This window comes from Butyricicoccus sp. Marseille-Q5471, from assembly GCF_951230135.1.
Taxonomy (GTDB): Bacteria; Bacillota; Clostridia; order Oscillospirales; family Butyricicoccaceae; genus Agathobaculum.
Genome location: NZ_CATNVC010000019.1, coordinates 21,713 through 34,228 on the forward strand (window position 1 = coordinate 21,713; position 12,516 = coordinate 34,228).

Sequence of the window (12,516 nt, forward strand, 5' to 3'; positions counted from 1 at the left end):
AGGTCAGTCGTGTGGTTGTTGATAAAAATTGCCCGCGACCTGATCGGTCTTCAAGACGTTGATGAAGGCCTTCGGATCAATTTCGCGCACCTGATGCGTAACCAACTTGACCTGATCGCCCGCGATGACCGAATATATCATATCGCGCGGCGCACCGTTGTACAAACCGGTGCCCTTGAACAGCGTCGCTCCGTGATGCGTGGAATCCTTAATATGGTCATAAACCTCTTCCGCGCGATCCGAAATGATAAACAGCGTCGTTCGTTTAAATCGCGGGTTAATGCGATGCACAATCTGGGTCGATGCAAACTGAAAAATGATAGAATACAACGCCTTATCCCAACCAAACAACACGCCTGCCACAACCAGCATAACGGCGTTGCCGAGCAGTACATAGTTCCATGCGTCAATGCTCAGCCGCTCGGACAGGGCGACCGCAATGAAATCCGTTCCGCCGCTCGTAGCGCCGCCGATGAGGCACAGGCTGATTGCAAAGCCGTTGATGAGTCCGCCGAAAATACAGACAAGCAGCACATCACTCGTCAGCGGCATCGGCGGAATCAGGTCGGTTAATACGCTGGTCAGCACAATCATCAGACAGGAGTATACGGTAAACCGCTTGCCAATTAACCGGTAGCTCAGAACCGCCGGCACCGCGTTCAGCAGGAAATTAATCAGGGTAAACGGCAGCGTTACCCCTGCAAATTGCTGTGCACTGCGCTGAATGAGCAGCGTCAGTCCGTTAAAGCCGCCCGGGAACAACCCGCCCGCTTCTACAAAGCTCTTAATGTTAACCGCCATAATCACCGAGGCCAATACGATTAAAAAAAGCCGCTTCAGATGCGCACGCACCGGCATTGGAACGGCCCGCTCCAACTGATGATATGCGCCAATGGATTTTTTCATCGCGCTTCCCCCCTTATATCCGGCAGCTTTCCCTGCGCTTTTTTCTTATTATACCACAGCGCCGCATAAAACTTAACTGAAACCGCGTGCTGCACGTCGCTGATAGCCGATTGTTTCCTCCATTTCACCATATATACGCATTGCACAATATGTAAATCATTTTATAGTATATAATGCACAAGACTCGCCTTGCTTTATAGTATATATTCAACAATTCTATTGTTGACTTTTTATGCGTATCGACTATAATAATAAGTGTCAGGTGAATAGAACACCCGGACGCTACACACAACAATCCGAACGGAGGAATCCATGATGAAACAGAAATTCTCTTACCTCGAGCAGCTCGCCGCATTGTCTTACAGTGTCAACCGCATGAACACCCCGGCCGGCCGCATGGAATTCAATGAATCCCGTTCCCGTGCGTCGCGCGATTCGCGCTGACCTTTTTCCCTTCCCTCCCTATCGGAGACCTCTTTTAATAAAACGCCAACCCTTTTTGACCGGCTTTTTGCAGGCTGACTGCGAAAAGCTGCTTGGCTTTCTTGTCTCTTGCAGTGCGGAACAGTGATCCCTCTCTCACCAATTCCGTGCATGCCCCTGATGCTTTGTCTGGCATCAGGGGCCTTTTTTATGCTTTTGCCGTTCACGCTGTATTTCTGAAACAAACCTTGTTGTTTCTGGTCATTGTTTTTTAGACTTTTTCTCGGTATACTAAAAGCATCAAAACAGTATTTCCTATTTTTTAGCCAGATAACGGAGGAAATTTTTATGAAGCTAACTGTCATTGGCGGCGGCGGCGTCCGCTCCATGTTCCTCGCCAAATCAATCGCCCAGCGTGCGACGGATTTGCATATCACCGAGCTTGTCTTTATGGATACCGATGCGGACAAGCTCCGCATTTACGGAGGCATGGCAAGCCATGTCTCGCATATGCTCAACGCCGATCTGCACTTTCGGCTGACAACCGATGCGGTTGATGCCGTGCGGGATGCCGACTACATCATTACCACCATTCGTGTCGGCGGCGATCACACCCGCGTGCGCGACGAGCGCATCGCACTCGGCCACGGCGTACTCGGTCAGGAAACAACAGGCGCGGCGGGGCTGTCCTTTGCCATGCGCTCGGTGCCTGCACTGGCGGCTTATTGTGAGCTGATTCAAAAGCACGCCAAGCCTTCGGTCAAGGTCTTTAACTTCACCAATCCCGCGGGCGTGGTTTCTCAGGCGCTGCGCGATATGGGATACGACTTTACCTACGGCATCTGCGACGCGCCGAGCGGCATGCTGCACCAGTTCGCGGATTTATACGGAGAATCGGCTGACCACATCGTGGGCGAATGCTATGGTCTGAATCACCTGTCCTTCTTCCGCAGCATTTTGCTAAACGGCCGTGAAATCATGCCGGAGTTGATTGAGCGCGACGATGCATACGCCGAAACCGATATGCGCTTTTTCGAAAAGGGCCTGCTGCAGCACATGGGCTGTGTGCTCAATGAATATCTGTATTATTTCTTCTACCGTGAGCAGTCGGTCGAAAACATCCTCAAGGCCGGTGTGACGCGCGGCGAGGTCATTGAAGACATCAACCGTCAGATGACGGAAGAACTCTCCCACATGGATATCGAAAACGACTTTGCAAGCTGCCTCGCCTGCTACGAGAAGTGGTACGGCCGGCGCGAGGATGCCTATATGGCAAACGAAACCGGCATCAAGCGCAACAAACCATGGAGCTTTGATGTCTTTGCACCCGACGCGGGCGGCTACGCAGGCGTTGCGCTCAAATTCATTGAGCTGGTCGAGTCGGGCACAACGGGCAGCATGATTCTGTGTGCGCCCAACAACGGTGCGATTCCGACCCTTGAGGACGACGACATCATCGAAATCACCTGCGATATTTCGCGCGAGGGCGCTGTGCCGCACAAGGTCGAGCATCCCGACCCCCGCGCACTGGAGCTCATCCGCCGCGTCAAGGCCTACGAGCGTCTGGCGGCCAAGGCTATCGTAAACCGTGACAAAGCGGCGGCGGTCGACTGCCTGCTGCTGCACCCGCTCGTCAATTCTTATTCACTCGCCACCCGCTTGGTTGACGAATATCTGGAACTCAACGCCCCGTATATCACGGGATGGCAGTAAGGAGGCGCTTATGTGCTTTGTAGCCGGTACAAGCAACACCAATATTGATCTGATTTATCAAGGCCTCCCCCGTGTCCCGAATGAGGGAGAGGAGCTTTATGCCAAAGACTTTTCCGTGCAGCTTGGCGGCGGCGTTCCCGCGACACTGATTAATCTCGGCCGTTTGGGCGTGCCCACCCGCATCCAAACGACACTCGGCAGCGATATGTTTTCCGATTTTGCGCGCAAGATGTTTCAGGAAAACGGCGTTGCACCCCTGAACCTCTATGAGGGCAACGGCATTCCTGTCAATGTGACAACCGCCATGCTCACACCGGGCGACCGCACCTTCTGTTCGTATAGCGATAACCCAACCGTGACCGATGAAATGCGGGACAAGGTTTACCAGGCATCCACCGGCGCACGCGTGGCGCTGATGCAGTTTGGGTATCTGGATGTATATCAAAAGCTGCATGATGAGGGCACAACCCTTGTGTTTGACACCGGTTGGGATGATGAGATGTCGCTTTCCTCCTACCATGAATACCTGACGCTTGCCGATTACTATACCCCGAATCAAAAGGAGGCGCTTAAAATCACAGGCGAAGCCACACCGGAGGACGCTGCCCGCGTCCTTGGCCGATATTTTGAACGCGTTATTGTCAAGCTGGACAAGGATGGCTGCCTGATTTCCGAACATGGTTCGCCGCGTATTGTTCCGCAGATTCCCTGCTATACACACCGGGATTCCATCGGTGCAGGCGATGCATTTCTGGCTGGACTGATTTACGGCATCTATCACGGTGCGGACTTTGCCCGGAGCGTGCTTTACGGCAATATCACAGGCGGCAAATGCGTAACCGGTGTGGGTTGTCTGTCCGCCAGCTGCACCGAGGACGAACTGCTGCAAACCGCACAGACCTACCTGCATTTTATCGAGGAGTGATCCGAATGACCATTCGTGAATTTGCTAAGCTGTGCGGCGTGTCACCGGCAACCGCCTCCCGCTTTTTCAGCGGACAGGGTGCACTCAGCCCCGAGGTACGCCGCCGCATCGCCGATATGGCCAAGAAAACGGGCTACGCGCCGCCCGAAAACTATCGTGGCCGCCGAAAAACCGGCACGACCATTGCCGTGATCATCCCCGACCTGCATCACGCCTTTTTCCTTGATGCCGCAACGTATCTGCGCACGCATGCCGAGGCGCACGGCAAGCAGCTTACCTTGCTGGTCGCCGATCATTACAGTCCGCAGGCTGTTATGCAGGCGCTGTCCTCCCTCAATCCGATGGGGGTTATCCTGCTCAACGAGAGCCCGGACGACCGCGTCGCGGAGGCCATTGCCGCGCGCAACGTGCCTGTCATCGTGTGTGGCGGACTGACCATGGGGCGGCACTTTTCCTCCGTCCACATTGACGATATGATGGCCGCTTATGACGGCATGAACTACCTCATTTCTCTCGGACATGAGCGCATCGGCCTGCTTGCCGACAACAGCCGCGCGATTTCCTGCGGCTTTCAGCGCATCATCGGCTGCCGCAAGGCGATGGAGGACGCCCGTCTTTCCCTGCCCGAACAGAACGTGCTGCGCGTCGGCACCACTTTTCAGGCTGGTTATGACGGCATTGCACAGCTATTGGAGCAAGTGCCCGCGCTCACCGCGGTCTTTGCCTTTTCCGACGATGTCGCCCTCGGTGTCATGCTGCGCCTTCAGGATATGGGCAAGCGTGTGCCGGAGGACATTTCCGTCCTCGGTTACGACGGGACCTCGATTGCCCGCCTGGCACGGCCCGCGCTGAGCACCATTCAGCAGCCGCTTGATGCCATCGCACAACAGTGCATTGAACGCCTGCTGGGTATGCAGGGAGCAGACGACATCACCGCAGTCACACTTGGCTACCATTTGGAGCTGCGCGACAGCTGCTGCAGAGTAAAATAAAACCGAAAGAGGCACGCCAAACGGCGTGCCTCTTCTCTTGCTCATATCCGTGCGGGTACTGTCATGGCGACAGGGTCCAATGCACGCTGCAGCATCTGCTCGTCAATCACACCCTCGCGCAGCGCAAGTTCGGCAACGGGTATACCCGTATGCAGTGCCTGCTTTGCCAAATCGGCCGCCCGCTGATAGCCGATATAGGGACAGAGCGCAGTCACCGTTCCTACGCTGTGCTCCAGCAGCTCCCGACAGCGGTCGCGGTTGGCGGTGATGCCGGTCACACAGTTGTCAACAAAGGTGCGCACCGCGCCCTCAAGTGTCTCAATCGACTCAAACAGATTGTAGAAGATAATCGGCTCAAAGGCGTTGAGCTCCAGCTGTCCCGCCTCTGCGGCCATGGTAATCGTCTGGTCGTGCCCGATGATGTGAAACGCGACCTGGGTAACCACCTCGGGGATGACCGGATTTACCTTACCCGGCATAATGGACGATCCATTCTGCATGGCGGGCAGATTGATTTCATGCACACCCGTGCGTGGGCCGGAGGACAACAGGCGCAGATCACTCGCCATTTTGGACAGATTGACCGCGCAGGTTTTGAGCACGCCGGAGACCATCACGAAGCCATCCGCATTCTGTGTCGCGTCAATCAGGTCGTCGGCCTGCCGCACACTGGTGCGCGCGGTGCGCGACAGGTTTTCCGCTATGTGGGACAGATAGGACGGCCGTACATTGATCGCCGTGCCGATTGCCGTGCCGCCGAGGTTGATTACGCGCATCTCCTCCTGCACACGGGTCAACCGCGCAATATCGCGGGAAACTGCCGCCGCCCACGCCGCAAAGGACTGTCCCAGCCGCATCGGTACTGCATCCTGCAGCTGCGTTCGCCCCATCTTGATGACATCTTCGAATTCTCTCGCCTTATCGCACAGCGCTTGCTCCAGCCGCGTTAGCTGACCGAGCGCACGCGGCAGCAGCTCGAGCACCGTCAGCTTGCCCGCGGTCGGATACACATCGTTGGTCGATTGCGCCATATTGACGTGGTCGTTCGGATGAACGAGCGCATAGTCGCCCCTCCTCCCGCCTAGCAGCTCAATCGCACGGTTGGCAATGACCTCATTGGCATTCATATTCGCTGAAGTGCCTGCCCCACCCTGCACCGGGTCAACGAGAAACTGGTCGTGCCACTGCCCATCGATGATTTCGTCGCACGCGCGGCAAATCGCTGCGCCGCGCTGTCGGTCAAGTGCGCCCACCTCAAGATTGGTCACGGCGGCCGCCTTTTTGATTGTGGCCAGACTCATGATAAAGGCCGGGTGCAGCGTTCTCCCGGTAATCGGAAAGTTCCGGTACGCGCGCAGCGTCTGTACGCCGTAATACGCTTCGTCCGGAAGCTGCAAACTGCCGATGGAATCCTCTTCTGTTCTCATTGGTTTCTCCTTTCGGGCAACGGGTGTCAAACCTTCAACCTTTGGCAGTATAGCACATAGCCCATCAAACTGAAATATTGATTGTGAAAAAACAGGATAACCCATGTATATTCGTATTTTTACAAAATAAAATGATGTTTTACCCCATCCAAACAAACCGATGAAAGCTTTGATCTGCGCCTGTCCCTTTGCTGTTGATGCTTGCTGTAAAATGTAAAGAGGCAGCGCGCATGCTCAGCAGTTTTTGTACTTTTCTGAGCATGCTCAGGTCAAATCGAGTTTATTTTAGCATTTTCTATCTACTTTCTGCACAAAACGCACTTCCGATTCTATCCGAAATTTAGAAAATATCGCACACGGTTGAACCAAGCTTTTCCGCGTGCTATAATCGCGGTATAGATAAGAGGACTCGCCACCGGACGGAGTGCGCGCGGTTTCGCGCGCCGAAAACAGCACAACTAGGAGGTGCGTATTTTATGAAAAAACGGAGTTCCCGCGTTCTGTCTTTATGCCTTGCATTCTTGCTGGGCGTCATCACCCCGATCGCCATTGCTGCCGGCGTTATGGCCAACCCCGGTACGACCAAAATTCTGATGAACGGCAAGCAGGCCTCGATTGCAGGCTATGAAATTGCGGATAACAACTATTTCAAGCTGCGCGACCTCTGTGAGATGCTCGACGTTGGCGTGACCTATGACGCCAAAACCGATACGGCCACCATCGATCCCAGCCAGTCCTATAAACTCAACAGCACAACGCTCATGCGCGGCAACTGGGCACTCGAGACCCGCGCCGCCATGCAGGCCGTGATTGACGCCAACGCCAACAAGGGCAAGTACGTCGTCTTTGACTTTGACAACACCACCGTCATTAACGACGTGGAAGAAGCTCTGCTGATTTATCAAATTGAAAACCTTGTGTTTAAGATTCAGCCGAATGCACTTTACGGCGTGCTCAAGACGCAGATTCCGGATATGAATAAGGTTGTCGGCAAGAATGACGCAAAGCGCGATGTCACCTGCGAGCAACTGGCGCAGGATATCACGGCCGACTACAAGGTGCTTTACAACAGCTACAGCGGCTTTGGTGCGGGCGGCACCAAGGATTTGACCGCCATCCATGCGACCAAGGAGTATCAGGACTTCTCGGCCAAGCTGCGCTATATGTACTCCGCGGTCGGCGATACGTTTGACGCGTCCGTCTCCTATCCTTGGGTCACATACCTGTTTACCGGCATGACCTCGGATGAAGTCTACGCGCTCGCCGGCAAATCCCACCGCTACTGGTCGGACTACGGCACGTTCACCGAAAAAAGCTGGACCTCTCCCGATCAGGGTAAGGCAGGTAAGATTACGGCCAGCTATCTGACCGGCATCACCTTCACCGAAGAAGTAAAGGATTTATACCAAACGCTGATGGCGAATAACATTGACGTTTACGTTGTCTCCGCTTCGTTTATTGATGTCATTCGTGCAGCGGCGTGCGACCCGTATTTCGGGCTGAACGTACCCAAGAATCAAGTCTTCGCGATGGAGCTGAAAAAGGACGTAAACGGCCGTTATATCGCTGATTATAACTATGACTTCGGCGGTACAGGCAAATATGCGCAGACGCAGGCCGCAGGCAAGTCCACCGTTATCGAAAACTTCATTCAGCCCAAGTATAACGGCGACGGCCCGCTCATGGTATTCGGCGACAGCGCAGGCGACTACAACATGATGACTGACTTCGACGACACCGTGCTCGGCGTTATCTTCAACCGCTACCGCAAGACGAGCGATCCGATTTGGAAGTGCTCGGTGGAAGCCTCCAAGACGATTGGTCAGGCTAATCCGCGCTACGTGCTGCAGGGACGCGACAATAACATCGGTCAGCTGATTCCGACACAGTATTCCCGCATGCTCGGCTCAGACGATCTGGTGCTGGTGCGCGCTGCCTAACGATTGATCGTATCATTTCAAAGGCCGGCTGCCCGAATGGGCAGCCGGCCTTTTCTCATTGCTTCAGAAGGATAAAAAACGGAAAGCGGGTGACTCCCTGCTTTCCGTTTGCATTATCGATATTGCTCCGCCCAGACAGCCGCCTGTTCGGCAAGGGATTGGGGCACGTCCAGCACTCGCTGGTTTGCACTGCCGCGAAAACGCAGTTCGATGTTACGTTCCACTTCCAGATACGGGCCGTCAACGAGCAAATCCAGCTGTCCCAGCAGCTTGATCACATAGGGATCAGGCAGCTCCAGCAACTGCTCAAAGGTGTAGCCGGTATAGGCCATCAAGTGACGGCCGGTCTTTTTCAGCTCCACTGCAAGTTGATACAGCGGTTCCGGCTGACAAAATGGCTCGCCGCCGGAAAAGGTAACGCCCTTTACGAATTTGTTTTTGATGATGTCCGCCAGCAATGTGGCTACGCCAATCATCGTACCGCCGCTAAAGTCATGCGTCTGCGGATTGTGGCAGCCCGGACAATGATGCGGGCACCCCTGTGTAAACAGTGTGTAGCGAAATCCCGGGCCGTCGACGATAGACTCGGCGACCGTGCCCGAAACGCGTATTTCGCCTTCCATTATGCGGTGTGCTGCTCGCTGGCCGAGCAGCAGGACGACAGGCCATGCTTGACACGGTCGGACACCTCAGCGCGCTTGGCATTATTAAAACGGTCGAGTGTGCCAACCAGATAGCCGGTGATACGACGGATACGCTCAAAGCCAACGCCCTCGCCAATCAGCATTTCATTCATTTCCTTGTTTTCCATGATGCTTCTCCCTCTCCTTATTCCTTCACGATTTTTAATGTATTGGGTCGACGATCCGCTTCTTCCGCGGCAGCGCCGTTGTAACCGATGGTGGTGCTGTTCAGGTTCTTGTACAGTCCCATCTTCTTGAGCTTGCTCAGCGGCACACCCTCGCCTTCCTTACGGCCGCAGCGCGGGCAGGTCTCGCCTATGATGCCGGTATAACCGCACACCGGATCGCGATCGACCGGATGGTTGATGGAACCGTAGCCAATGCCGATTTCCTTCATGTACCGTACGACAGCCTCAAAGGCTTCAAGATTCTGCGTCGGGTCGCCGTCCAGCTCAATATAGCTGATATGTCCGCCGTTGGTCAACTCATGGTAGGGTGCTTCACGGCCGAGCTTCTCAAACGCCGAAATCGGGAAGTATACCGGGATATGGAATGAGTTGGTGTAATAATCCCGATCGGTCACGCCCTCGATGACACCGTACTTCTCGCGGTCAATCTTGACAAAGCGGCCGGACAATCCCTCTGCCGGGGTTGCAATGACGGAAAAATTCAGCTTATATTTCTTGGCGGCTTCATCCATGCGCGCACGCATGTGGCCGATGATTTCCAAACCGAGGTTCTGCGCTTCATCGCTCTCGCCGTGGTGCTTGCCGATGAGCGCCTTTAGGCACTCGGCAAGGCCGATAAAACCAACGGTTAGCGTACCGTGGCCGAGGACGTCCTCCAAGGTATCATCCGGACCCAGCTTGTCCGAATCCATCCAGATGCCCTCTCCCATCAGGAAGGGGTAGTTGCGCACTCGTTTGCTGCACTGGATGCGATACCGCGCAAGCAGCTGATCAATGACGAGATCAATCTTGCGATCCAAATCCTCGAAGAACCAGTCTACATCGCCATGCGATCGAATGCCGATGCGCGGCAGGTTAATCGACGTAAAGGACAAATTGCCGCGGCCGTTGACAATTTCGCGCGTGGGATCATATACATTGCCAATAACGCGGGTGCGGCAGCCCATGTACGCGCATTCCGTCTCCGGATGGCCTTCTTTATAATATTTCAGGTTAAACGGCGCATCGAGGAACGAAAAGTTCGGGAACAGGCGCTTTGCCGACACGCGGCAAGCCAGCTTGAACAAATCATAGTTGGGGTCTCCCTCGTTGAAGTTCACGCCTTCCTTGACCTTAAAAATATGAATCGGGAAAATCGACGTTTCCCCATTTCCAAGACCTGCCTCGGTCGCAAGCAGCAGACACTCAACAACGAGCCGTCCCTCCGGCGATACGTCGGTACCATAGTTGAGCGACGAGAACGGAATCTGTGCGCCCGCACGGGAATGCATGGTGTTCAGGTTATGTACCAATGCCTCCATCGCCTGATAGGTGGTGCGGCGGGTCTCCTTTATCGCATGGCGGCGGCAGAACGCCGTGATTTTGCGGGCGGTTGCGTCGTCAAAGCTCTCTTGCAGCTTTTCGGTCAGCTTGTCCTCAAAGCCGTTGGTGCCGATCAGAATCGGCTGCAGGCCCGAAGTGGCCTCGACCTCATCAAAGATTTCGCGGGACTCGAGATCCTCGTCTTCCACATCCCGATAAATCTCCAGTGCGCGCTCCAAGTTGCGCAGGAAGCACTTGCGATACGTCTTCTTTACGCCCGGCGCCATGCAGTAATCAAAGTTTGGCACCGACTGACCGCCGTGCTGATCGTTCTGGTTGGACTGAATCGCAATGCAGGCCAACGCAGAGTACGAACGGATGTCGTTCGGCTCACGCAAGAAGCCGTGTCCGGTCGAAAAACCGCCGTCGAACAAGCTGAGCAAATCAATCTGGCAACAGGTCGTCGTCAGCGTCAAAAAGTCAAGGTCATGAATATGGATGTCGCCCTCGCGGTGCGCCTTGGCGTGCGCGGGGTCGAGAATAAACATTTCATAAAACTGCTTTGCGCCTTCCGAACCGTACTTGAGCATCGTACCCATCGCCGTGTCGCCGTCGATGTTGGCATTTTCACGCTTGACGTCGTTCTCAAGGGAAGACTGGAAGGTTAAATCCTCGTAGACCTTCATCAGCCTGGTGTTCATTTCGCGCACACGGGTACGCTCGTTTCGGTAGAGAATGTATTTCTTTGCGGTACGTGCATGACCATTCTTAATCAACACGTTCTCTACTGTATCTTGTACCTGCTCAACGGTCGGTGTACCGTCCTTCAGCTCGGTTTCCAACGCCTGTTCAACCAATTTCGCGAGTTCTGCGGCCATCTCATAGTCCTGTCCGCCCGAAGCCTGCGCCGCGCCGAAAATCGCGCCTGCGATCTTATCAAGTTCAAAGGGCGCCTTACGGCCGTCCCGTTTGATAATCTGCTGTACCATCGTCCGTTGCCTTCCTTTATCTAAATTTCACTCATATGCTGCCAGAGGGTTAAAAACTAAATTTCGTATGTATTTTGTGTAATTCGCACAACATGTTGTGCCTGTATTAATTATTTTACCGCGCACACTGGTACATGTCAAGGCCGAAAAATCAATTTGGGGGTTTTGCTTGAAAACCAAATACAATCTTGTCACATCAGCCAAAATTCGTCTATTTTTACCTGTGGACTACTGACGGATAAAGCTGTGGAAAACTTTTCGGTGTGGATAAAGCTGTGCAAATGGTGTGGATTCACTCCCAATTTCTGCGGATGAGAATTGCAGGGAACAGCAAAAATCCTACCACTAGATATTGTGGTGTGGTTTCCGGTTTCTCCGCTTACAAGGTTGACTCTCGGTTCGTTTGAACGCGTTGCTGATCCCATGCGGTTCATTTCGGGCGGTGGCGTGGACACGCAGAGCATGCTGCCGAACGGCACGCCCGAAGAGGTTGCGGCACAGGTGACCGAACGTCTGCCCATCCTGTCCGAGGGCGGCGGCTACGTGTTCAACACCATTCACAACATCGTTGGCGACACCCGCGCAGAGAACATCTGGGCCGCCTTCGAAGCGGTACACAAGTACAATCAGAAGCACTTCGGATAAGAGAAAGAGCGTCCCGCTGGTTGGCGGGGCGCTCTTTTACCCTCTACTTTTCAGTCTGCAGGTTAGTCACCTGCAAACAAATACAAAAAAGCCGATTCTTACGAATCGGCTTTCGTTGATGTGCGCGCTGAGTTATCTTCCCGGGCCGTCACCAGCCAAGTATTGTCACCGTAAATGAGCTTAACTACTGTGTTCGGAATGGGAACAGGTGTACCCTCATCACCATTAACACGCACTTTTGAAGATTTGCACCTTCAAAACTGAACAACAACTACTTGCAAGCTTCAAGTAAGAGATTACCCTTTATAATAAAGGTCAAGCCCTCGGCCTATTAGTATCAGTCCGCTGCACGCATTACTGCGCTTCCACTCCTGACCTATCAA

General features: G+C 54.1%; 10 protein-coding genes, 1 rRNA gene and 1 pseudogene. 6 read left to right on the plus strand and 6 right to left on the minus strand.

Annotated elements, in window-relative coordinates; translation table 11 throughout:
- Window positions 1–3: 3 nt before the first annotated feature.
- Complete coding sequence (locus QOX26_RS13240) at window positions 4–906, minus strand: YitT family protein (RefSeq protein WP_283675450.1); 903 nt, start codon at window positions 904–906, stop codon at window positions 4–6.
- A gap of 312 nt (window positions 907–1,218) precedes the next feature.
- Here QOX26_RS13240 and QOX26_RS13245 point away from each other — a divergent pair, with 312 nt between their 5' ends.
- The 4 genes from QOX26_RS13245 (at window position 1,219) to QOX26_RS13260 (ending at window position 4,959) form a co-directional block, all read left to right on the plus strand.
- Window positions 1,219–1,350 carry a hypothetical protein gene (locus QOX26_RS13245; protein WP_283675451.1) on the plus strand — a complete coding sequence of 44 codons (132 nt, stop codon included), beginning with the start codon at window positions 1,219–1,221 and terminating at the stop codon, window positions 1,348–1,350.
- Between the two features lie 327 nt (window positions 1,351–1,677).
- Window positions 1,678–3,042 (plus strand): family 4 glycosyl hydrolase, encoded by a 1,365-nt coding sequence (locus QOX26_RS13250; RefSeq protein ID WP_283675452.1) that lies wholly within the window; start codon window positions 1,678–1,680, stop codon window positions 3,040–3,042.
- Window positions 3,043–3,052: 10 nt separating this feature from the next.
- A complete protein-coding gene (locus QOX26_RS13255; RefSeq protein ID WP_283675453.1) occupies window positions 3,053–3,967 on the plus strand; it encodes a carbohydrate kinase family protein in 915 nt (304 codons plus the stop codon).
- A 5-nt stretch (window positions 3,968–3,972) separates the two neighbouring features.
- Window positions 3,973–4,959 carry a LacI family DNA-binding transcriptional regulator gene (locus QOX26_RS13260; RefSeq protein ID WP_283675454.1) on the plus strand — a complete coding sequence of 329 codons (987 nt, stop codon included), beginning with the start codon at window positions 3,973–3,975 and terminating at the stop codon, window positions 4,957–4,959.
- A 41-nt stretch (window positions 4,960–5,000) separates the two neighbouring features.
- Here QOX26_RS13260 and QOX26_RS13265 read toward each other — a convergent pair whose 3' ends face one another.
- Window positions 5,001–6,386, minus strand: a complete 1,386-nt coding sequence (locus QOX26_RS13265; protein ID WP_283675455.1) for an aspartate ammonia-lyase — start codon at window positions 6,384–6,386, stop codon at window positions 5,001–5,003.
- Window positions 6,387–6,862: 476 nt separating this feature from the next.
- Between QOX26_RS13265 and QOX26_RS13270 the strand changes: the two genes are divergently transcribed.
- Window positions 6,863–8,326 carry a haloacid dehalogenase-like hydrolase gene (locus tag QOX26_RS13270; protein ID WP_283675456.1) on the plus strand — a complete coding sequence of 488 codons (1,464 nt, stop codon included), beginning with the start codon at window positions 6,863–6,865 and terminating at the stop codon, window positions 8,324–8,326.
- A 113-nt stretch (window positions 8,327–8,439) separates the two neighbouring features.
- Here QOX26_RS13270 and nrdG read toward each other — a convergent pair whose 3' ends face one another.
- The 3 genes and pseudogenes from nrdG to QOX26_RS13285 all read right to left on the minus strand — a co-directional run bounded on the left by nrdG (window position 8,440) and on the right by QOX26_RS13285 (window position 11,488).
- Window positions 8,440–8,949, minus strand: a complete 510-nt coding sequence (gene nrdG, locus QOX26_RS13275; protein ID WP_283675457.1) for an anaerobic ribonucleoside-triphosphate reductase activating protein — start codon at window positions 8,947–8,949, stop codon at window positions 8,440–8,442.
- Window positions 8,949–9,101: pseudogene (nrdD, locus tag QOX26_RS13280) on the minus strand (anaerobic ribonucleoside-triphosphate reductase); the annotation flags it as partial. The pseudogene nrdD and the gene nrdG, both read right to left, overlap by 1 nt.
- A 53-nt stretch (window positions 9,102–9,154) precedes the next feature.
- Entirely contained in the window at window positions 9,155–11,488 is a 2,334-nt protein-coding gene (locus tag QOX26_RS13285) for an anaerobic ribonucleoside triphosphate reductase (protein WP_283675459.1), read from the minus strand.
- A 423-nt stretch (window positions 11,489–11,911) separates the two neighbouring features.
- Here QOX26_RS13285 and QOX26_RS13290 point away from each other — a divergent pair, with 423 nt between their 5' ends.
- Window positions 11,912–12,133 carry a uroporphyrinogen decarboxylase family protein gene (locus tag QOX26_RS13290; RefSeq protein ID WP_283675460.1) on the plus strand — a complete coding sequence of 74 codons (222 nt, stop codon included), beginning with the start codon at window positions 11,912–11,914 and terminating at the stop codon, window positions 12,131–12,133.
- A 119-nt stretch (window positions 12,134–12,252) separates the two neighbouring features.
- On the opposite strand, the gene rrf is transcribed toward QOX26_RS13290, so the two are convergent.
- Window positions 12,253–12,369, minus strand: a 5S ribosomal RNA gene (gene rrf / locus QOX26_RS13295).
- Window positions 12,370–12,516: the final 147 nt, after the last annotated feature.